Annotated in this window: 21 protein-coding genes, 1 tRNA gene and 3 pseudogenes; 6 read left to right on the top strand and 19 right to left on the bottom strand. The window is 68.6% G+C overall.

Features of this window, described 5'->3' with window-relative positions:
* Positions 1-246 precede the first annotated feature (246 nt).
* The 5 genes from thrC to ACFWBB_RS33330 form a co-directional block, all read right to left on the bottom strand.
* A complete protein-coding gene (gene thrC / locus ACFWBB_RS33350) occupies positions 247-1,305 on the bottom strand; it encodes a threonine synthase (RefSeq protein ID WP_385279981.1) in 1,059 nt (352 codons plus the stop codon).
* 6 nt (positions 1,306-1,311) lie between these two features.
* On the bottom strand, positions 1,312-2,610 hold the full coding sequence (locus ACFWBB_RS33345) for a homoserine dehydrogenase (protein ID WP_385280044.1): 1,299 nt from the start codon (positions 2,608-2,610) through the stop codon (positions 1,312-1,314).
* Positions 2,611-2,929: 319 nt separating this feature from the next.
* Positions 2,930-4,321 (bottom strand): diaminopimelate decarboxylase, encoded by a 1,392-nt coding sequence (lysA, locus tag ACFWBB_RS33340; protein ID WP_385279978.1) that lies wholly within the window; start codon positions 4,319-4,321, stop codon positions 2,930-2,932.
* 15 nt (positions 4,322-4,336) lie between these two features.
* Positions 4,337-5,542 carry an ArgS-related anticodon-binding protein NrtL gene (nrtL, locus tag ACFWBB_RS33335; RefSeq protein ID WP_385279975.1) on the bottom strand — a complete coding sequence of 402 codons (1,206 nt, stop codon included), beginning with the start codon at positions 5,540-5,542 and terminating at the stop codon, positions 4,337-4,339.
* A gap of 317 nt (positions 5,543-5,859) precedes the next feature.
* Positions 5,860-6,312, bottom strand: coding sequence for a PleD family two-component system response regulator (locus ACFWBB_RS33330; RefSeq protein ID WP_385279972.1), 453 nt, complete (start codon positions 6,310-6,312; stop codon positions 5,860-5,862).
* 189 nt (positions 6,313-6,501) lie between these two features.
* On the opposite strand from ACFWBB_RS33330, the gene ACFWBB_RS33325 reads away from it, so the two are divergent.
* A tRNA-Arg gene (locus tag ACFWBB_RS33325) sits at positions 6,502-6,573 on the top strand.
* Positions 6,574-6,803: 230 nt separating this feature from the next.
* A complete protein-coding gene (locus ACFWBB_RS33320) occupies positions 6,804-7,553 on the top strand; it encodes a hypothetical protein (protein ID WP_385279969.1) in 750 nt (249 codons plus the stop codon).
* A 46-nt stretch (positions 7,554-7,599) separates the two neighbouring features.
* Here the strand turns inward: ACFWBB_RS33320 and ACFWBB_RS33315 are convergent.
* The 10 genes and pseudogenes from ACFWBB_RS33315 to ACFWBB_RS33270 all read right to left on the bottom strand — a co-directional run bounded on the left by ACFWBB_RS33315 (position 7,600) and on the right by ACFWBB_RS33270 (position 14,184).
* Positions 7,600-8,488: pseudogene (locus ACFWBB_RS33315) on the bottom strand (nuclease-related domain-containing protein).
* Positions 8,489-8,553: 65 nt separating this feature from the next.
* Complete coding sequence (locus ACFWBB_RS33310) at positions 8,554-9,927, bottom strand: tyrosine-type recombinase/integrase (RefSeq protein ID WP_385280040.1); 1,374 nt, start codon at positions 9,925-9,927, stop codon at positions 8,554-8,556.
* Positions 9,924-10,118, bottom strand: a complete 195-nt coding sequence (locus tag ACFWBB_RS33305; RefSeq protein ID WP_132888890.1) for an AlpA family transcriptional regulator — start codon at positions 10,116-10,118, stop codon at positions 9,924-9,926. Before ACFWBB_RS33305 ends, ACFWBB_RS33310 begins: the two co-directional genes overlap by 4 nt.
* Positions 10,094-11,415, bottom strand: a pseudogene (locus ACFWBB_RS33300) (replication initiator). The gene ACFWBB_RS33305 and the pseudogene ACFWBB_RS33300 overlap by 25 nt, the downstream one beginning before the upstream one ends.
* Before the next feature lie 130 nt (positions 11,416-11,545).
* Positions 11,546-11,797, bottom strand: a complete 252-nt coding sequence (locus ACFWBB_RS33295) for a SpdD protein (protein WP_385279966.1) — start codon at positions 11,795-11,797, stop codon at positions 11,546-11,548.
* A gap of 13 nt (positions 11,798-11,810) precedes the next feature.
* The gene (locus ACFWBB_RS33290; RefSeq protein WP_037680541.1) at positions 11,811-12,005 is read right to left on the bottom strand and encodes a hypothetical protein; all 195 of its coding nucleotides are present in this window, start codon (positions 12,003-12,005) and stop codon (positions 11,811-11,813) included.
* A gap of 9 nt (positions 12,006-12,014) precedes the next feature.
* Positions 12,015-12,206, bottom strand: a complete 192-nt coding sequence (locus ACFWBB_RS33285; RefSeq protein ID WP_057603439.1) for a mobile element transfer protein — start codon at positions 12,204-12,206, stop codon at positions 12,015-12,017.
* A complete protein-coding gene (locus ACFWBB_RS33280; protein WP_385279961.1) occupies positions 12,206-12,397 on the bottom strand; it encodes a hypothetical protein in 192 nt (63 codons plus the stop codon). The genes ACFWBB_RS33285 and ACFWBB_RS33280 overlap by 1 nt, the downstream gene beginning before the upstream one ends.
* Positions 12,398-12,416: 19 nt before the next feature.
* Complete coding sequence (locus ACFWBB_RS33275; protein ID WP_385279958.1) at positions 12,417-13,052, bottom strand: DUF2637 domain-containing protein; 636 nt, start codon at positions 13,050-13,052, stop codon at positions 12,417-12,419.
* A 3-nt stretch (positions 13,053-13,055) separates the two neighbouring features.
* A pseudogene (locus ACFWBB_RS33270) lies at positions 13,056-14,184 on the bottom strand (FtsK/SpoIIIE domain-containing protein).
* 52 nt (positions 14,185-14,236) lie between these two features.
* Between ACFWBB_RS33270 and ACFWBB_RS33265 the strand changes: the two are divergent.
* Positions 14,237-14,380, top strand: coding sequence for a hypothetical protein (locus ACFWBB_RS33265; protein WP_385279955.1), 144 nt, complete (start codon positions 14,237-14,239; stop codon positions 14,378-14,380).
* Between the two features lie 67 nt (positions 14,381-14,447).
* Here ACFWBB_RS33265 and ACFWBB_RS33260 read toward each other — a convergent pair whose 3' ends face one another.
* The gene (locus tag ACFWBB_RS33260; RefSeq protein WP_385279952.1) at positions 14,448-14,804 is read right to left on the bottom strand and encodes a hypothetical protein; all 357 of its coding nucleotides are present in this window, start codon (positions 14,802-14,804) and stop codon (positions 14,448-14,450) included.
* A 358-nt stretch (positions 14,805-15,162) separates the two neighbouring features.
* Here ACFWBB_RS33260 and ACFWBB_RS33255 point away from each other — a divergent pair, with 358 nt between their 5' ends.
* The gene (locus ACFWBB_RS33255) at positions 15,163-15,378 is read left to right on the top strand and encodes a hypothetical protein (RefSeq protein WP_385279949.1); all 216 of its coding nucleotides are present in this window, start codon (positions 15,163-15,165) and stop codon (positions 15,376-15,378) included.
* Positions 15,379-15,427: 49 nt separating this feature from the next.
* Here the strand turns inward: ACFWBB_RS33255 and ACFWBB_RS33250 are convergent, their stop codons facing one another.
* The 3 genes from ACFWBB_RS33250 to ACFWBB_RS33240 form a co-directional block, all read right to left on the bottom strand.
* Entirely contained in the window at positions 15,428-16,156 is a 729-nt protein-coding gene (locus ACFWBB_RS33250) for a GntR family transcriptional regulator (protein ID WP_385279946.1), read from the bottom strand.
* A gap of 83 nt (positions 16,157-16,239) precedes the next feature.
* On the bottom strand, positions 16,240-16,677 hold the full coding sequence (locus ACFWBB_RS33245) for an ATP-binding protein (protein WP_057603433.1): 438 nt from the start codon (positions 16,675-16,677) through the stop codon (positions 16,240-16,242).
* A gap of 284 nt (positions 16,678-16,961) precedes the next feature.
* Positions 16,962-17,702, bottom strand: coding sequence for a GntR family transcriptional regulator (locus ACFWBB_RS33240; RefSeq protein WP_385279943.1), 741 nt, complete (start codon positions 17,700-17,702; stop codon positions 16,962-16,964).
* An 81-nt stretch (positions 17,703-17,783) separates the two neighbouring features.
* Here ACFWBB_RS33240 and ACFWBB_RS33235 point away from each other — a divergent pair, with 81 nt between their 5' ends.
* Both ACFWBB_RS33235 and ACFWBB_RS33230 read left to right on the top strand, forming a co-directional pair.
* A complete protein-coding gene (locus tag ACFWBB_RS33235; protein WP_385279940.1) occupies positions 17,784-18,896 on the top strand; it encodes a DUF1152 domain-containing protein in 1,113 nt (370 codons plus the stop codon).
* Positions 18,893-19,150 carry a hypothetical protein gene (locus ACFWBB_RS33230; protein WP_385279937.1) on the top strand — a complete coding sequence of 86 codons (258 nt, stop codon included), beginning with the start codon at positions 18,893-18,895 and terminating at the stop codon, positions 19,148-19,150. The genes ACFWBB_RS33235 and ACFWBB_RS33230 overlap by 4 nt, the downstream gene beginning before the upstream one ends.
* Positions 19,151-19,258 lie beyond the last annotated feature (108 nt).

The raw sequence follows: 19,258 nt of genomic DNA, 5'->3' as shown, positions 1-19,258 counted from the left end.
CGGCTCGCGGGCGACATGCGGACGACTTGCAGACGGCCCGGAGGCAGCTCGCGGGCAGTCCGCCGGCGACACGGAGACGGTCCGCCGGGCGGCCCGTTGACCACCCGGGGCGGCTCGCAGACGGTCGGCAGAACGTTCGAGGCGGTCCGCTGACCACCGGAAACGACCCTCAGACCACCCGGAGGCGACCCAGGTGGTCCACCGGCCGCCCGGAGGCGACCCGTGGACCACCCGGAGGCGCCGCGCCTACGCGAGTCCGAGGCGTTCGGCGGCCGTCACCGCGTCGACCGGGACGGTGACGGGCTGCGGGGCGCCGGCGACGGCCCAGTCCGGGTCCTTCAGACCGTTTCCGGTGACGGTGCACACAATCGTCTGCCCCGGGTCGACCTTGCCCTGCTCGGCGGCCTTCAGCAGACCGGCCACGGACGCGGCGGACGCGGGCTCCACGAAGACACCCTCCTGCGCGGCCAACAGCCGGTAGGCGCGCAGGATCTCACGGTCCGTCACCTCGTCGATGAAGCCACCGGACTCCTCCTGCGCGGCCAGCGCGAACTTCCAGGAGGCGGGGTTGCCGATGCGGATCGCGGTGGCGATCGTCGACGGGTCCTTGACGACCTCACCGCGCACGATCGGCGCGCTGCCGGACGCCTGGAAACCCCACATACGGGGGGTCCGCGCGGCGATCCCGTCGGCGGCGTACTCCTGGTACCCCTTCCAGTACGCGGTGATGTTGCCCGCGTTGCCGACCGGCAGGACGTGGATGTCGGGGGCGTCGCCGAGCATGTCGACGATCTCGAACGCGGCCGTCTTCTGGCCCTCGATGCGCACCGGGTTCACCGAATTGACCAGCGCCACCGGGTAGTTGTCGCTGAGCGCACGGGCGAGCGTGAGGCAGTCGTCGAAGTTGCCGTCGACCTGGAGGATCTTCGCGCCGTGGATGAGCGCCTGCCCCATCTTGCCGAGCGCGATCTTGCCCCGCGGGACGAGCACGGCGGAGACCATCCCGGCACGCACCGCGTAGGCGGCGGCGGAGGCCGAGGTGTTGCCGGTGGAGGCGCAGATGACGGCCTGCGCGCCCTCCTCCTTGGCCCGCGTGATGGCCATGGTCATACCGCGGTCCTTGAAGGACCCGGTCGGGTTGGCACCCTCCACCTTGAGGTGGACCTCGCAGCCCGTGCGCTCGGAGAGCACCTGCGCGGGCACGAGGGGCGTGCCACCCTCACGGAGCGTCACGACCGGCGTGCTGTCGGATACCGGCAGTCGGTCCCGGTACTCCTCGATGATTCCGCGCCACTGGTGGGTCATTGCTGGTTACTCTCCTTCAACCCGCATGATGCTGGCGACACCCCGCACGGTGTCGAGCTTGCGCAGCGCCTCGACGGTCCCGGTCAGGGAGGCGTCGGAGGCGCGATGGGTGACGACGACGAGAGAGGCCTCGCCGCTTCCGTCCAGTCGTCCTTGCTGCCGGACGGTGTCGATGGACACTCCGTGCTCGGCGAAGACGGTTGCCACCTGGGCGAGAACGCCAGGCTTGTCCGCGACATCGAGACTGATGTGATACCGGGTGACGACATCGCCCATCGGCGACACCGGCAGCGCGGCATACGCCGACTCGCCGGGCCCCGTTGACCCGCTGAGCCGGTTACGGCAGACGGCGACGAGGTCGCCGAGCACGGCGGAGGCGGTGGGAGCACCGCCGGCGCCGGGACCGTAGAACATGAGCTGCCCGGCCGCGTCGGACTCCACGAACACGGCGTTGTACGCGCCGCGCACGGAGGCGAGCGGGTGGCTCAGCGGAATCATGGCCGGATGCACGCGCGCGGTGACGGAGCCTCCGTCGGCGGCGCGCTCACAGATGGCGAGCAGCTTGATGGTGCAGCCCATCTCCTTGGCGGAGCCGAAGTCGGCGGCCGTCACCTCGGTCATGCCCTCGCGGTAGACGTCGTCGAGGCGCACGCGCGTGTGGAAGGCGATCCCGGCGAGGATGGCGGCCTTGGCGGCGGCGTCGAAGGCCTCGACGTCGGCGGTGGGGTCGGCCTCGGCGTAGCCCAGGGCGGTGGCCTCGTCGAGGGCCTCCTGATACCCGGCGCCGGAGGAGTCCATCTTGTCGAGGATGAAGTTGGTGGTGCCGTTGACGATCCCGAGCACGCGGTTGACCTTGTCGCCGGCGAGGGACTCACGGAGCGGCCGGATCAGCGGAATGGCACCGGCGACGGCGGCCTCGTAATAGAGGTCCTCGCCGTGCTCCTCGGCGGCGGCGTGCAGGGCGGCGCCGTCCTGGGCGAGGAGCGCCTTGTTCGCGGAGACGACGGAGGCGCCGTACTCGAAGGCGGTGGTGATGAGCGTACGAGCGGGCTCGATGCCCCCGATGACCTCGACGACGACATCAATGTCACCGCGTTTGACGAGGGCGGTGGCGTCGGTGGTGACGAGGGCGGGGTCGATGCCTTCCCGGACCCGGGACGGCCGCCGCACCGCCACACCGGCGAGCTCCACGGGGGCCCCGATCCGGGCGGCGAGGTCGTCGGCGTGCGTCGTCATGATGCGCGCCACCTCTGAGCCGACCACTCCACAGCCCAGCAGCGCCACCTTCAGCGGACGCGTACGCATCATCCGACCTCGTTTCCTCATACCGTCTACGGTTGTTTCCGGTTGCCCCAGTCTCACTCACCGGACCGGAGTTTCTATCCCTGGTCCGGATCGTGAGACATCTATTTCATTTCCACGGGGGCGCCGGACAGGAGATCTTGCGCCCCTTTCCATCGGCCTCCGCCGGCCGTCGCAGCGGCCCCGTCAGCCTTCCGTCGACTTCTCTCCCGGCCCACTTCTGAGCTTCATTCCTCGGCCTGGCCCTCGGCTTTTCCTCGACCCTCTCGCGGGCCTTCTCAAGGCCCTCTCCCGGGTTCCGTCGCTCTCCTCGCTCTCCTCGTCAGCCGACGTCGAGCCGCAGCAGATCCTCCTCGGTCTCCCGCCGCACGATGACCCGCGACTCCCCCTCGCGCACGGCGACGACGGGCGGCCGCAGCACATGGTTGTAGTTGCTGGCCATGGACCGGCAGTACGCACCGGTGGCGGGTACGGCGATCAGGTCACCCGGTGCCAGGTCGGAGGGCAGGAACGCGTCCTTCACGACGATGTCGCCGCTCTCGCAGTGCTTGCCGACGACCCGCGCGAGCATCGGCTCGGCGTCGGAGGTCCGGGAGACCAGCGCGACGCTGTACTCCGCGTCGTACAGCGCGGTGCGGATGTTGTCCGACATGCCGCCGTCGACGGAGACGTACGTACGCAGCCCGTCGAGGCGCTTGATGGTGCCGACCTCGTAGAGGGTGAAGGCGGTCGGCCCGACGATGGCGCGCCCCGGCTCGACGGAGATCCGGGGGGTGCGGAGGCGGGCGCCCTCACACTCACGGGTGACGATCTCGGTGAGCGCCTTGGCGATCTCGTGCGGCTCGCGGGGATCGTCGTCGCTGGTGTACGCGATGCCGAGGCCGCCGCCGAGGTCGATCTCGGGAAGCTCGACACCGTGCTCGTCACGGATGTCCTTGAGCAGCCCGACCACCCGGTGCGCGGCGACCTCGAAGCCGGACATGTCGAAGATCTGGGACCCGATGTGGCTGTGCAGCCCGATGAGTTCGAGCCCGTCGAGCTGAAGGGCCCGCCGGACGGCCTCCGCGGCCTGCCCGCCCGCGAGCGGAATCCCGAACTTCTGGTCCTCGTGCGCGGTGGCGATGAACTCGTGCGTATGGGCCTCGACGCCGACGGTGATACGGATCTGCACGCGCTGCCGCTTGCCGAGGGACTGCGCGACATGGGCGACCCGCACGATCTCCTGGAAGGAGTCGAGCACGATACGTCCGACACCGGCCTCGATGGCGCGGTGGATCTCGTCGACGGACTTGTTGTTGCCGTGGAACGCGATGCGATCGGCGGGCATGCCGGCGGAGAGCGCGGTGGCGAGCTCGCCGCCCGAGCAGACGTCGAGGTTGAGCCCCTCCTCGTGCAGCCACCGCACGACGGCGCGGGACAGGAACGCCTTGCCTGCGTAGAACACGTCGGCGTCGGCCCCGAAGGCGGTACGCCAGGCACGGGCCCGGTCCCGGAAGTCGGACTCGTCGAGGATGTAGGCAGGGGTGCCGTGCTGCTCGGCGAGAGTGGTGACGTCGACACCGCCCACGGTCAGCACCCCGTCGGCGTTACGGGTGACGGTGTGCGCCCAGATCTTCGGGTGGAGGGCGTTGAGGTCGCTGGGCGGGGCGGAGTAGTGCCCCTCCGGAAAGACGTCGGCGTGACGGGGCCCGGCGGGGTGGGCGGAACGGCTCATCTTGGGCGTGCTCTTTCAGAGATGGTCGGGTGCGTCGATGCCGAGCAGGGACAGGCCGCCGGCCAGCACCACCCCGGCGGCTTCGGCGAGCGCGAGCCGGGCGCGGTGGGCGGCCAAGGGTTTCTCCTCACCACGAGGAAGGACAGCGGAAAACAGAGGGATGACGGCATCGGCCACGACGACGAGATGCCGGGCAAGCCGATCGGGAGCGTGCTGCGCCGCGGCCGCGGCGAGGATGCGGGGATGGTCGGCGAGCGCGACCTCGAGCTCGCGTACCTCGATCCGCACCGGTGCCTGTACCTGTGCCTGTACCTGTAGGTCCGATACGTCCTGCGGTTCCTGTATTACGTCGCCGGGGTGGGCGTCGAATCCCAGATCGGCGGCGTTACGGCTGAGCGCCCGGGCACGGGCGTGGGCGTAACGGACCCGGAAGAGCGGATTGCCCTCACGCTGGGAGAGGTACTCGCCGGTGACGCGGGGCCGGTCATGAGCGGCAGGGTGGAGCAGAGCCCAACGCCCGGCGTCCCGCCCGAGGGAGACGGGATCGAGATCGACGTCGCGACCGGGGGAAGCGGGAGCGGGTCGCGCATCGACTTCGAGCAGGGCGGACGACCCGGGCCTGCCGTCAAAGGGGCCGGCCGGAGCCGCGGGCACAGGACGCACGTTGACATCGAGGGGGGCCGGCGACTCAGGCGTGCCGTACGCGTCGACCTTCGCGCCGAGCACCTCGGTCCACTCCGGCTCGGGGCGTGCCACACAGCTGGTACGGACGAGGGCGCCCTGAGAACGCAGCACACGGGCCACGGCATCCATGACGACGACGGCACGGACCTCGTGAGGGGCATGGAGCTGCACGAGCTGCCCGGTGGGACGACCAGCGTGCCCGTACCTCACCCCACTCCGCAGAATCTCCCGCACGAGCGCGGCCGACGCCTCACCCCTGTGCAGGCTGATATTCAGAAACCCGGGCCCGGTGACGACGACGTCACTGACGCCGGCGGCACCGAGGAGATACGGCCGGAGGACCTCGGCGACCCGCTCCGGCGGCTGCCCGGCCGGCCGCGCCAGCTGGAGGGCGATATTCGTCGCGTAGTCCCCACAGCCACCGGGCCCCGGAGCGGTGACCACGGCCCGCCCCGGCACGACCACACCCAACTGCCCCTCGTCGACAGCACGACGCACCGCGCGCAGCACGGTACGGGAGAGCTCGACGGGGGTCACGGGACAAGCGTAGGGGAGGAGGGGGGTGGGTAGGCGACCCGGTTTGCCAGAGGTCCGCGATATGGACGGTCACACAGACCCGCCGCCCCGGCCGGCCAGACCAGGCCGAGGCTTAGGGCTGACGGCTGACGGCTGACGGCTGACGGCTGACGGCTGACGGCTGACGGCTGACGGCTGACGGCTGACCACCAACGGCTTACGGGCCTACGGGCTACGGCTTGCGGGCTACGGGCTACGGTCAGCGCTACTCGGCATCGGGGCCCGCGCTCGACCCGCCACCTCCCCCCGCCCTCGTCCCCGAACCTCTTCCTCGGGCCCTACGCCTTTCCCGGCCCTACGCCTTCTCCGGCCCCGAGGACGGTCCCGAGCCCGATGCCGAGATCAATTCCGCCCCCGCCTGCACGGCCGCCCTCTCCTCTACGCTCCATCAACTCCCGCACAACGGAGATGAGTTCGGCGGGGTCGAAGGGCTTGGCAAGGAACGCGTCGACGCCGACTTCGAGCCCGGCCTCGACCTCGTGCTGCGTGCAGGCACTGATGACGACAAGGGGAAGATCACACGTCCGCGGATCGGTGCGCAGTCGAGCGGCGGTCCGCAACCCGTCCAAACGGGGCATGACGACATCAAGGGTCACGAGATCGGGCTGAACCTGATGAACGACATCCAGACACTCGACACCATCGGACGCGGTCACGACCTCGATGCCCTCCAGCTCGAGATTGACCCTGATCAGCTGCCGGATGACCTTGTTGTCGTCCACAACAAGCACCCGGCCCGACGCCCCTGGCACAACTCGAGAGTAGGTCCGGACCGGCCACCGCGTCCGGCTTTTCCCCACTTCCACCCCACGCGGGCGCCCCACACCCCTCCCCCGACCTCCAAGAAACCGTTCATGAACACCCCGAGCGAGCTGGTAGTGTTCTACCCGTCGCCGCGAGCAACACCTCACGACCGACACGCCCCCGTAGCTCAGGGGATAGAGCAACGGCCTCCGGAGCCGTGTGCGCAGGTTCGAATCCTGCCGGGGGCACCTTGCACGAGGTGCCCAAAGACCCCGCCACCAGCGCTTACGCTGAGGACGGGGTCTTGGCGTATGTGTAGGCGTGTGCGACCCGAAGCGGCTCTATGTCGGGGTCTGTGGACGAGGCGTGGACGGGATCTTGGAGCGTTGCCGCAGGTCGCCGACTACTTCCGACGACAAGGCGCCTGGCACGCCCCCGGCCGTGAGGCCTGCGGCGCCCGACTGCTTAGATCGCTGGCATGACGGACTGGTCGCAGCTCAACCACGCCTACGGCACGGCAGAAGACGTTCCCGGTCTGCTCGACAAGGTGAGCCAAGCCCCGAATGACTCCGACTGGACCGAGCTCTGGTCCCGCCTGTGCCATCAGGGCACCGTCTACTCGGCAAGCCATGCCGCCTTGCCGGCCCTACGAGACATGGCGCGCCAGTGGTCGCCTGCGGACAGGCAGCAACCACTCTTGCTGGCTGGTGCCATCGCCGCCAGTACTGACCAGCCATACGGCGAGCAGGACCCCCACGTGGCCTACGCCTCGGAGATGTCCGACCTGCTGCAACTGACTGAAGAAGCTCTTCGGGATACGAGCCTCAGCGATGACCCCGGAACTTACGTCTACTTGCTCGCCGCACTCCTCGGATTCGAAGATGTCCCGGTCTGGGGCGAACAACTCGACGGCCTGAACGACGACGAGTACGAAGTGCCCTGCCCCGCGTGTAGCGCCGAGAACTTCATAGCCTTCGGTGAGTACGGCTTCTTCTCGACTACGGACAGCATGTACATGAAGGAGACCGCGGCAAAGAAGATCCCTCTTCAGCCCGCAGACTCCTCTGCGCTGGAGGGGCTTGCCCAAAGACTGCACAGTCGCGCGCTTGCCGACAACCAGCCCGATGTCGCAGGCAAGTTGACCTATCTTTTCGGTAGAGCACAATGCGCCGAATGTGACGCTGTCTTCAGCGTCGCAGATGCCATTGCAACCCGCTGGGACGGGTGAATCGCTTCCGGCAGAGATGACTTACCTCTCGCTGGAACGGGCTGACTCAGAACTGGCTCCAAGCCTGTCGATGGCGAGCGACGCTGTACACCTGCTCGACCTGCTCGGCCGTCAGTACCCCGGAGAGCGGCGCCAGTGCCGCCACCTGACGCTCCTGGTACACGCGCACGCTGAGCTGCGTGGCAACCACCTTCAAATCAGTCACGCCCACGAAAACGAGCACCGGCTTCACTGGTACGGGAAAACCGCAGTATCGCTCAAGCACTCGGGCTACCCGCTTGGCCTCAGCCCTGCTCTTACGCGCATAGGGCGCCGGCTTTCCGTGATCCACCTTCACGGAGTCGTCGCCGACCCACACAGCCCCTTTTGTGATGGTGTTTCGTGTTGATGCTGAACACGCCACCGGGCCCGATCAGCAAATGGTCCACGTCGACCTTGTCGGCCAGGAGGATGGAATGCAGGACGCGCCAGCCGTGCCGCTCCAAGCGGTTCAGCTCGGCTCCCACCCGCTGCTCCCCCGCCAGGCCCTTCCGCCAGGAGTCCCACTCGGCGGGGCGCCGCAGGAGCTGTAAGACGACTCGCTTGATCAGGCCTGGCCCGGATTTGTCGAGCAGAGACTCACCGGGACGGTTGGCGGACAGGTCGTCGGCCGCCGTCAGAGGCGGCAGCAGCGGGGGCCCCTCGGCCTTGGGCGTCCTCTGCGGCGCGACCGGTTCGGGGTTGTTCCGTAAGTGATCAGCCAGCACGGCGATCACGTCGTCGCGATACTCGGCGACCAGGACCGTGATCTCCCCCGTCTTCACATCCGCCCAACCGACCGCCGTGCCTTCAGTCAGGTTCGCGTACAGGCGATCATGTCCGTATCGCTTCCAGCGCGTGACCTTCAGCTCCACGAGTTCCCCCTCGTCCGCTCTCGGCTCAAAGCGTCGCAGCAGGTGGGGCTCATGACGAGAGAGGCCCCGGACAAGTTGCCCAGGGCCTCGGTGGGGTGCAGGGTGCCTCACTCGTATTCGCGGAGCAGATCCTCGATACGTCGGTTGGCGACGTCCTGCCGTCCGTCGAGGCACTTCGCGTAGCGGGTCAGCAGGACCTCGACGCTGTTGCCGGCGCGCTCGGCCACCTCGGTTGGGTCAACACCGGCATTGAGCCAGGTCGACAGCGCCGAGTGTCGAAGGTCGTATGGCCGACTCGCGAGCGGCGAGGAGGCGGCGGCCGGCGGGAGCGCGAGGAGCCGGGCCTCTTGCCAGACGCGGTAGTAGGTCGAGGACGGGACGACCGAGCCCTTCTCGCTGAAGAAGAGGCGCCCGTCGTCCGCCGTACCAAAGATGGCCAAGTGCTCACGGAACACGGCGACGAGGTGAGGCGGAATAGGTACCCGCCGGACGTCCTCGGTCGGCCGGTTCTTCAGCCCGCGGTCATCGTGGGTCTCCCCAGAATCGGTCCACTGCTTGCCGACCGACGGGCGCGTTCGGTGAAGCACCGCCGAGCCCCAGCCCTGTTCGGGGAGGATCAGGTCCGTCTCCGCGAGGCCGACCGCTTCAGCCGGCCGGAGGCCACCGAAGTACATCGCGGCGAACAGACCCACGAGACGACGGCCGCGGGCACGTCGGTATCCGCCCACGTAGGAGACGGCCGCCAGGAGGTTGCGAGCCTGCTCCGGGTTGGCGACTACGCGCGGGTCCACCTGATTGGACACCTTCGGTTTCTGCCAGCGAACCGCAGTGATGGGGTTCTCGCGCAGCTCCCCCAGGTCGACCGCGTAGTTCGCGGCATTGACGAGCGTCCGACGCTTGCGCCGCACGGTCTCTGCCGCTGCCGCCGTACCGTCGAGCTTGAGCTTCAGCGAGTCGAGGACCGCGCGGGCCGTGGCGGGCTCAGCAAGATCGGCGAGCGGTCGGGAGGCCTTGGACACCCAGTGCAGAACGTTCCGTACGTCCTCCGGGATTTCCCGATCGTCGGGCCCCGGCAACACGAAGGCCCAGTTGCGCAATGCTTTGCGGATCACCTCATCGGACGGCCGTCCGGCACGCTCGTCGAGGAGCTCCAGCGTCACGCTGGTGAGGGATTCATTGATGCCGTCCCTCGTATTGGGGGCGGCATGGGGCCACTTCATGGCGAGGTATCTGAGGGCGAAGGCGTACCAGGTCACGGCCGACTTCTTCTCTTCCATCGAGGCCGGGAGGCCCGACTCGGTGTCGAACTCTTCACCGTCACGCATCGCCCGCATGAGCTTCGTGCGGAAGTGGTCGGCGAGCGCCTTTGTGCGGAATGACTCCGAGAGCACGTTGCCGGCAACGGACCAGCGGACACCGTACGAGGGCGTTTTGGTGTCCCGCTTGCGAACCGCCCAGACCTTTACGTCAAGGGACTTCACGCCGCTGCCTCCAGCTGTCGAAGCCACGTGGTGAAGTCGCTCCGCCATACCCGGAGCTCTCCGTTGGGCAGCTTGAACGCGGCCGGCCCGTATCCCAGCTCCCGCCAGCGGTAGAAGGTGCGGCGAGAGACGCCGCCCAGCTCGTCCAGGACCTGGCGAACGGTCATCAGCTCGTCGCGACGGGCGTCCATGTCGGTTCTCCTTCCGTTCCGGCGGCGGGTTCGAGGGATGCGGACAGCCAGGCTTCGGCGCGGGAGAGGCCGGTTCCGGCGAAGACCCAGTGCGAGAGGACGAGGGTCGTCTCCGTCGGTTCTGTCTCGACCACCGCGGCAACCTGTGCGCGTCGCCAGTCGGCGCGGGCAGTACGCAGGGCGCCGAGGGTGGTGGAGTAGCGGCGGGATTTGGTGGAGAAGTGGCCGCGAAGCCGAGCATGTGCGCCCAGGCCCGTAGGCGGAGCTCGGCGAGCTCGTGGCGTGCGCCGAGGGTCCAGGCAACGCGGATCATGCGTCGGACGTGTTCGGAGATGCGTGCCTGGGCGAGTTCGGCGAGGAACTTGAGCGGGCGGTCGAGCGTGCCGGTCGCCGTCTCGGCTCCCTTGGTCGCGTACTTCGCGATGTACGAGGCGACGGCTCGTTCGGTGAGGTCCTGGCCGTCGTCGAAGTCGGCGGATCGGATCGTGCGGACGTCGAGTTGGCGGCCGAAGGCGAAGGTATGGGCGCGTCCGTCGATGGTCGGGCCGTCGACGCGGGCGGCGGAGGCTGCGGCCTGGATGGCGTCGGTCAGGAGCTCTGCCGTCGCCCAGGCGGGCGGTGGGGTGTCGCCGCCTTCCGGGCCGTCGATGCGGATGACCGCGTGGAAGTGCACGGCACCGCGCTTCTGATACTCGGCGACCTTCGCGAAGGAGACCCGCGCGTGGTCGCGGAAGGTGCGTTGGGTGAGGCCGGCGCGCTTGGCGATCTCCCGGCGGAGGTAGATCGAGAAGCGCCGCCAGAGGTGCCCGGCGTGGGCGTTCCAGAGCACGGCCGCTTCGTAGTCGTACCGGTCCGGGTCGAGGGGCGTGCCTAACGTGCTGTCGTTCTCGTCGTGGCGGGCACCGCAGCGGCAGGGGCGTCCGTCGGTACGGCGGTTGTGGACGGGGCCGAAGCCGGGGGCGGTGAAGGTGGCGAAGACGCGGGGATGGGTGGCGACCTGGTCCGAGGTGCCTTTGCCGCCGCGTAGTCCGGCGGTGATCAGGTGGTAGGTGTCGCGGCGGTAGGTCTCGGCGCAGGCAGGGCAGCGGGTCGCGCGGCGGTTGTTGCAGCGGGCAAGGAGTTGGCCGGCCGGGAGGGCGGTCGAGTCGAGGTGGTGCAGGGTGCGGCCGATTTCGCCGGTTGCCGTGTCGACGGCGCATTCGGTGCGGTGGCCGTCGAGGCGGATGGGGTGGGTGCAGCCGCCCAGGCCGGAGAGTTGGCGGGCCAGCTCGGGCATTGTGCCGAGGGAGGCCAGCATGGAGAGTTCCGCCAGCGGGGGCGGAGTCTGCCGGGTGATGATGGGACTTCCTTTCGGCTGTTTCTGCGGTTGGGAGGGACGGCCCCGGGGCGGCGGGATGCTTGGCGGCGTTTGCCGCCCCGGCGGCCGGTCAGCGCCTTTTGACGTCGTTCAGCAAGGAGCGCAGGACCACGGCGGCGATGGCCACGGACACGGCCGTGATGGCGACGGCCGCCAGGAGCGCGGTGAGGACGACTCCGCCGACCAGGACTGCGGCGACCAGACCCGCGTAAGGGCTGAGCGAGCGGCCGGCGGCGGTCGGAGCCGGGTTGTGCTGGTGGTGCTGCTGCGGGATGAGGGTCGACGGCGGAGTGGGAACGTCGGGCAGCTTGGGGCGGAACATGGCGGAGCTCCTTTCAGCGGTTGTCGCCGTTGACGACGCCGACCCCGGAGCGGGTGCCGGACTCGATGGCGGGGGCGAGGAAGGTGTGGGAGAGCCAGAAGCCGAACAGGGCGATCACGACGGCGACCCACATGCGCACGCCGAGGAACTTGATCGCGGCCCAGGCGATGACGCCCAGGACGAAGACGAGCGGGAGCGAGACGGTCACGGGGTCCCCTCAGCGGACGCGGCAGCGGTGGGTGCGGGCGGCGAGTTCGGCAGCGGCGCGGGTGTCGAAGTCGTTGGAGAAGTCGCAGCGGGGGGCAGTGCATACGGCGGTGTGCTTCTCGCGGCCGCGGCCGTCGTAGGCGGTGCCGACCTGGACGGGTCCGATGCGGACGACGTTGCGGAAGCGGCGGTTGGCGGGCATCAGGGGAGCTCCTCAGGGTTCTCGCCGGTGAAGTCGGCGACGTGGTCGGCAAGCCAGCGCAAGATCTCGTCGCCCTCGTAGCTGTCGGCGGTGAGAATCACCGGTTCGGCGATGAGCACGGCTTCGGCGAGGCGGTTCTGTCGGGTCAGCTCGGCGGCACGCTTAAGCGCGCGGAGCGTGGACGGACGCAAGGTAGAAAGTCCTCCAGAGTCAGGCGAGTTGGGCGGCGATGGCTTCGGCGAGCGGGAGCGGTACACCGAGCCGAGTGCGAAGGGTCGGGGTGTCGATGTCCGTCCCGGTCCGGGTCCGGTGATCGTCGGCGACCTTGCGAGCGAGGGCGACGAGCGCGGGCGGGACAGGGGCGGCGGTGGGCTGTGCGGCCGGTTGCGGGTCGGCGGCGGGCAGCGCAGGGGCGGTAGTCGTGACGGGCGTGGCCGGAGCCCCGTCGTGATCCGGGGCCGGCACCTCGTCGCGGTCCGGGGCCGGGGCACCGTGCGCGAGGAGCGTTCCGCCGAGGAAGGCGACCGCGGGCCACCCGGCGACGAGGATGCGCAGCCAGGCCGGGACGTCCCCGAGGTCGAGCAGGCCGACCGTGGCGACATTCGCGCCCAGTGACGCGACCAAGGCGACGACGAACCAGCACCAGCCAGCGGCTTTCGCCGTACCGGAGCGCAGCCGTCGCCAGGCCGCAACGAGGAGCAGGTCAACGCTGACCGGGTAGGCCCACGCCTTCCAACCGTCCTGTCCGGCCGCCGCAGCGAGGTCGTGCAGGTGGGCGAAGGAGAGCGCGGCGGCGATGGCCGCTTGGACCAGGACGGGGTCGATGCGGATGCGGTGGGTGCGCATCGCTCAGTCCTCCGGTGTGGAGGAGGCTGGACGCGCGGTGGGTACCAGTTGGGGGCTGTCGAGGACTACGGGCGGGACGTGCGGCCGAAACGGCGAGAGCGCCGGAACGTCCGGAGCGAGGTGAGCCGTCTCGCGACAGATGCCCGCAGCAGCGGCAAGGGACAGATACGGGGTGCGGATGCGGGACCAGCCGCCTGAGGTGTCACCGGCCACAGCCAGGCCCGGCAACTCGGCGGCGATAGCGCAGGAGGCGTCGACCGCTTCAGGAGCGATGTCCCCCAAAGCCATCTTGGCCGAGGCTTCGTCGTTGACGCGGTGGCAGACGCGGCCGGTGAGCTGGGCCCGCAGCATGGTCGCGCCCTTGCCGAGTTCGGCGCCGAAGCGCTGCCCGCAGACCTCCAGGTAGATGCCGGCCGCGCGGCCCAGCTGGGCGAGGCGGATCAGGTGGGTGACCATCTCGTCTCGGCGTTCCTCGTCCTTGCGGGTCGCGACGAGGAAGAGCTCGGCCACCTCGTCGACGAACAGCACGACGGGTACCGGGCGTTCGCTCTCGGGCAGTCCCCAGATGTCTGAGGTGATCTCCTCGTCGGGCGTGCCTGGGGCGATCCCCTGTCGGGCCTTGATCAAGTCGTATCGGTCCTCCATTTCCTTAACCAGGACCGGGAGCAGCTCGGCAGCCTCTCCCGGATCGGTCGCCAGCGCGGCAAAGCGGGAAGCGAACGGAGCCAGCTCCACGCCCCGCTTGCAGTCGACGCCGACCAGGGCGACGGACTGCCGGGCAAGCCCGGTGATCAGGTTCCGCAAGTACATGGACTTGCCCGACAGCGTTGCGCCGAGGACGAGTTCATGCGGGACGGCGCGGTAGTCGCGTAAGAACGCCGTGGCGTCCTCCCGCAGCGCCACCGGCACCTTGAGGAACCCGCCCTCGATCCGCCGGGGCATCCGGACCTTGCACAGGACGTCGAAGCCGATGAGCCGCAGTTCGACGACACCGGGCTTGACGTCCTTCACGTACACGCCGTGCACCCCCCCAGGCGTGGCGGAGTCGTTCCGCCGAGGCGGCGACGTCGGCGGGTTCCTGGCCAGGCGCGAGGCGAAGCCGGACGCGCAGGCCGGTCGTAGTGGGCCGGATGATGCCCCGCCGAGGCGGGACCGGACGGATCTCCCGTCGGCTGGTCGCCTTGATGGCCAGCACCCGCCACCGGGACGGCGCGACAGTCAGGCCGCAGGCGTCCATGGTCGATGAGTACGAGGCCAGCAGCCGGGCCACCGAGACCGGCAGCCCGACCGTGGACCAGTACGCCGCCGGGTTGGCGTGCCGGACGTAGGCCGCGCCGCCTATCGCAGCGAGCGGTGCGCCCAGCTCGGCCAACGTGATCAGGTCCGTCACGACGATCAGCCCGCCTGAGCGACCGGGACCGGGAAGGCACCAGGCGCGATCGCGGTGGCGCGGTAGGCGATGCCGTGCCGCTGCTGGCCGTTGAACACGCCTTCCCACGGCCGGGCGATGAGCCCCGGCAGGGACACCGGAGCGCCGACGGTCAGGCCCTCCGTCACACCGCTTTCGGGAACCGTGACCTGGATGAGCGACGAGTCCCCCTCGTCGATGAAGACGACGCCGAAGGTCATCAGCGCCTCACCGCTCACGGCGTCCTTGGCAATCTCACCGGTCTGCCGGTCACGCACCTTCGGCGCCGGCGCTTCGGTGAGCAGGATCGTCGCGGTCGAGGCGTCAACGCGGATCACACGCACAGAGATTTCTCCTTTGAAGTCGACCAACTCGCCACCTGACAAGTTGACTTAGCAAGTTCGAAGTTAGAGATGCCAGGTTGACTTGTCAAGTGATTCCCGTGCCCGTCAACGAGCGGCGCCGGTACCGCAAGCGCACCATGAAGCCAGCCGACACAGAGGAGGGCGGAACATGGGCCGAAGAGACCGCGCTCCAGGTCCACAGCCATGGGATCCACGTGACTCGCAAGGGTCCACGCCACCGGACGCCTGGCCGACACCGCCACAGGGGCCCCCGCCGAGCAGTCCCTACCGCGGGCCGCCACCTCGGCCGAGGAAGCGACGACGCGTCTACCTGTGGCTCTTCCTTGCCGTCCAGCTCTTGTTCCTGATCTGGGTGATCACGGGTGCTTCGACCGCCAGCGGCACCCCCGAAGACTGCCGAAGCCGGACAGGCGACGCCCTGAAACTGTGCGAGGACGCGAGCGAGGTCGGAACAACCATCGGCGTGGGCCTCATCATCGGCCTATGGGCGGCCGTCGACATCATTCTCGGCTTCACATACGTGGTCTACCGGCTCGCCAGCCGACGCACCTGAGACGAGCCACCGCACTACGCGGCGCACCCGACCCGCACATCCGGACAGATCAGCCGAGTCGGTAGGTATCTTCGAGTTCCTGTCCATCGGCAGGAAGCAGCACGTCAGAGACCTGCAAAGCTTGGCCGGACGCGTCGCGGGCGACGACCAGGACGCTGAGGACGGGCACGCCATCAGGAAGGCCGAGGAGCTCGGCCTCACCGGCATCCGGCATCCTGGCCGAGACGCGCTCCGTCACATGGTCGAAGCGGACCTTCTTCCGGCCCTCGATGTGTTCCCGGACGCCGACGCCCAGCGGTTCGGTGTTCCCGAGTTCAGTGCCTTCGACGAGGCCGGCCGGGAAGTACGAGGACGCGAGTTCAACAGCCTCGCCATCCACCGCGACCAGGAATCGGCGCATCAGGACCTTGGCCCGCTTGGGCAGCCCGAGCACGGAGGCCACACGTGCCGGAACCGGCACCTGGTCCACTAGAACCAGGCGTCCAGGAGTCCGCGACTCATCCCGCTCCAGCACTTCGCGCCCGCGGCGTTCCTGCTGCTCGACGTCAGCCGGCCGCCCGCGCACGATGGTGCCGTAGCCCTGCCGGGACTCGAGCCAACCGTCTCGTTTCAGCAGCTCAAGGGCACGCACGACGGTAGGGCGGGACATTCCGAACGCCTGGACCAGCTGATTTTCACTGGGGACCTTCGTGCCCGGCGGGTAGGTGCCGTCCTCGATGCGCTGCTGGATCGTCTGCGCGAGGCGTACGTACTTCGGCGCCTCTACTTCATACGCCATGCACGCCGCCCGTCAGGATTGGCCAAGTCAACTGGTCAACCAGACTAGCGACAGTGCATATAGAAAAGAACCCGGCTCCCCCTTCAGGTCGGCCAGGCATCGGCCATCACGAAGGAGACGACCGTCCCGCCGAAGCGACTGGGCCCTGAGTGCCAGGACTCGGCAATGGAGTCGACGAGGAGCAGTCCGCGCCCGTGCGCGTCGACAGCGTCAGGCTGCCGCAGCCTCACCCTGGCCGGGAAGCCGGCATTGTGCACCTCGACCTTGAGCGAGGCCCCGTCCCGGAACCACTCCACCCGGACACGCCACACCTCATCCGACCGCCCGTAGACGATGGCGTTGGTCACAAGTTCCGAGATCATCAGTACGCAGTCGTCGACCGAACAGGCCGGGTTGTAAGGGGCGATGAACTTCCGGAACCAACGCCTGGCCAGGTGCACGGACTCAGCGACGGGATACAGGGTCATCGCCCCGAGTCGCGGCGAGTCCTCAGAGGGATAGCGATCGATCGTAAAGGCCATCCGTGCTCACTCCTTGCCGCTGCCGTCACAGTCGAGGCAGCGCCGTTTCGATGCGGCACGGGCACGGTCGTCGACGGTGGACAGCGCCAGGGCCGTGCGCGAGCTGACGCGTTTCCAGCCCCGCCCACGGCATCCTCGGCAAGCTAAGTGCGCGCCTTGCTCCGGCCGCTGACCCGTCACAACGTGCCCCCTTCATGAAGTGGCCTTAGCCACTTAATGGATAGTGGCATTAGCCACTCACGCTGCACAAGCGAAACTGCCAAATGGCGATCCATCAGGTGTGCTCAGGTGAGGGGGTAGCCCTGCTCGAACGCCCAGCGCTGCGGCGGGTACGTGGCTTCGGCGAACTCCAACGGCCGGTCCTGGAGGTCGAAGACGACGTGGTGCACGATCAAGACCGCTGATCCAGAGTCCAGTTGCAGGTCTGCCGACTCCTCGTCGGTCGCCTGCCGGGCGCACATCCGGTCCTCGGCGTAACTCCCCTGCCGCCCCGTCATGCTCTCGACGTACATCAGGGTGCCCTCTTGGATCCGCTCCGGCTCCAGAAGCTTGGGCGCCCGCTGCCCGACGTCCGGCGCGAACCACGAAGTGGACAGGGTGATGGGCCCATCCTGATTGTTCGTCACGCGCCGACGGTGCACGGCCCGCCGATCCTTCACCAGGCCCAGCGCCTCAGCCACGTGGTCCGGAGCGTCCAACCAGCCGGCAGAGGTGATGACCGCGTACTCGCCAGGGGTGTAGATCTTCCCTGTCTGTCGCGCCCGCCCATACAACTCCCGCGCCCTGCGGTTCACTTCAAGGCTGCGCACGTACGTGCCAGAACCCTGCCGCTTCTCCACGAGCCCCTGGTTGCTCAGAGCCTCCAACGATCGCGCGGCCGTCGGCCTGGACACCTTCCAGTTCGTCGCAAGCTGGCGCTCAGAGGGCACCTCGTCGCCCGGCCTGAGGTCGCCCCGAAGGATCTGATCGCGGATGTAGTGAGCGATCTGGAGATACTTCGGTTGCGCCTCTTCGATCTGAGGCATGTCCCCTCCTCGTCCAAGTGGCTATGGCCTCCAGCCACTATAGAGTGAGTGGCCAGACCCCGAACCCGTAATGTTGCGCACATGACGCGGTTGATCGTCGCAGCAGGAGGAGGGGGCGACGCAGTCGCCTCCGCAATGCTTGACGCCGCCTTGTACGGCGACGACGACCAGGCGGTGATCCTCACCTACGCGTGGGACCGCCTGTTGGTCGACCCGATCCCAGGCCCCCGCGGCCCCGCCGACTTCACGGGACTCGAACCACTCACCCCGTCTGTCTGGTCGGTGCCGGCCGAAGCCCGCCCGATCGCTCCAGCAGGCTCCACACTCCCCCGGCTTGCGGCAGAGCTCCCGCACACCTTCGCCCTGATCGATCCGCATCACGGCGTCCAAGGTGTCACGCGCCAACTCGAAGAGCTGATCAGCCGCTTGAGGCCGGACTCAATCGACCTTCTGGACGTGGGAGGTGACATCCTCGCGCGAGGCGATGAGCCCACGCTCAAGAGCCCGCTTGCCGACGCTCTGACTCTGGCCGCGTGCTGCCAGGTGAACGCTCCCGTGCGGCTCCTGGTTGCAGGCCCCGGCCTGGACGGTGAACTTCCGCTCACCGAGGTGCGCAGCCTGCTTGGCCCCCTCGTCCACACCTTCACCGCGAAGGACACTGAGCCGGTCAGCGCAGTCCTGGAGTGGCACCCGTCCGAGGCAACCGGGATGCTCGCTGCAACAGCCCGAGGGATACGCGGCGTCTGCGAAGTGCGGGACGCCGGACTGCCCATCCCACTCACAGACGCCGGCCCGACGGTCCACGAAGTCGACCTGGACGACGCGCTGAACCGCAACGAGCTGGCCCGCGCCATCCTCTCGACCACCACTCTGGACGAGGTCGAGGCGCACAGCCGCGAGATCTGCGGCTACTCGGAAATCGACTACGAGCGCAACAAGGCCACCTGGCTCAAGGACCAGCCGACGGTGAAGCTCGATCCTGACACTGTGATGCCCCAGCTCGACGAGTTCGAGAACGAGGCTCGAAACCGCGGAGTCACCCACACGACGTTCCGCCGGCTCACCGAGGCTTTGGGCATGCCCGGCAGCCATCGCGAGGACCTCCGCGCGCTGCTCATCCATAGGCGACCGGAGCGATACGCAGCGCCCCTCTGGGAGCTGTCAGCCGTCGAGGACGAGACACGACCACGATGAGCGTCTTCAGAAGCGATCTCAGCTTGGATGCACGGGACGCCACCGGCACCGGGGCGGAAACCGACGTGGCCCTGAATCTGACGACCGGCAACATCAGGTTGTCGATCCTCTGGACGCAAGAAATCCAGCTCTCCGCCGAAGACGCCGACCAGGTAGCCGAAGCCCTCCAGCGAGCAGCCGCGGAATCCCGAAGTCTTCTGAGGCACAAGGAAGCTCAAGCCACCGAGGACCCGACAGGCCCACCAGCAGCCTGAGTTACAACCTTCTTCACGGGTTCAAGGCGGCTCGCTCCGCTCCCCGCGCGCGGCACGGCCCCCGGCCGGGCCTGCGCTCCTGTCTCCCCCCCGCTCCCGCCCCGCCAC

It is taken from the genome of Streptomyces sp. NPDC060000 (genome assembly GCF_042737375.1).
Classification (GTDB): Bacteria; Actinomycetota; Actinomycetes; order Streptomycetales; family Streptomycetaceae; genus Streptomyces.
This window is presented reverse-complemented; position numbering and strand designations above follow the sequence as displayed.

Bases quoted from the DNA above. Each gene is read 5' to 3' on its own strand.
- thrC (WP_385279981.1), bottom strand. From the start codon at position 1,305: ATGACCCACCAGTGGCGCGGAATCATCGAGGAGTACCGGGACCGACTG.
- ACFWBB_RS33345 (WP_385280044.1), bottom strand. From the start codon at position 2,610: ATGCGTACGCGTCCGCTGAAGGTGGCGCTGCTGGGCTGTGGAGTGGTC.
- lysA (WP_385279978.1), bottom strand. From the start codon at position 4,321: ATGAGCCGTTCCGCCCACCCCGCCGGGCCCCGTCACGCCGACGTCTTT.
- ACFWBB_RS33320 (WP_385279969.1), top strand. From the start codon at position 6,804: ATGACGGACTGGTCGCAGCTCAACCACGCCTACGGCACGGCAGAAGAC.
- ACFWBB_RS33305 (WP_132888890.1), bottom strand. From the start codon at position 10,118: ATGGACGCCCGTCGCGACGAGCTGATGACCGTTCGCCAGGTCCTGGAC.
- ACFWBB_RS33295 (WP_385279966.1), bottom strand. From the start codon at position 11,797: ATGTTCCGCCCCAAGCTGCCCGACGTTCCCACTCCGCCGTCGACCCTC.
- ACFWBB_RS33285 (WP_057603439.1), bottom strand. From the start codon at position 12,206: ATGCCCGCCAACCGCCGCTTCCGCAACGTCGTCCGCATCGGACCCGTC.
- ACFWBB_RS33275 (WP_385279958.1), bottom strand. From the start codon at position 13,052: ATGCGCACCCACCGCATCCGCATCGACCCCGTCCTGGTCCAAGCGGCC.
- ACFWBB_RS33265 (WP_385279955.1), top strand. From the start codon at position 14,237: ATGGCCAGCACCCGCCACCGGGACGGCGCGACAGTCAGGCCGCAGGCG.
- ACFWBB_RS33250 (WP_385279946.1), bottom strand. From the start codon at position 16,156: ATGGCGTATGAAGTAGAGGCGCCGAAGTACGTACGCCTCGCGCAGACG.
- ACFWBB_RS33245 (WP_057603433.1), bottom strand. From the start codon at position 16,677: ATGGCCTTTACGATCGATCGCTATCCCTCTGAGGACTCGCCGCGACTC.
- ACFWBB_RS33240 (WP_385279943.1), bottom strand. From the start codon at position 17,702: ATGCCTCAGATCGAAGAGGCGCAACCGAAGTATCTCCAGATCGCTCAC.
- ACFWBB_RS33235 (WP_385279940.1), top strand. From the start codon at position 17,784: ATGACGCGGTTGATCGTCGCAGCAGGAGGAGGGGGCGACGCAGTCGCC.
- ACFWBB_RS33230 (WP_385279937.1), top strand. From the start codon at position 18,893: ATGAGCGTCTTCAGAAGCGATCTCAGCTTGGATGCACGGGACGCCACC.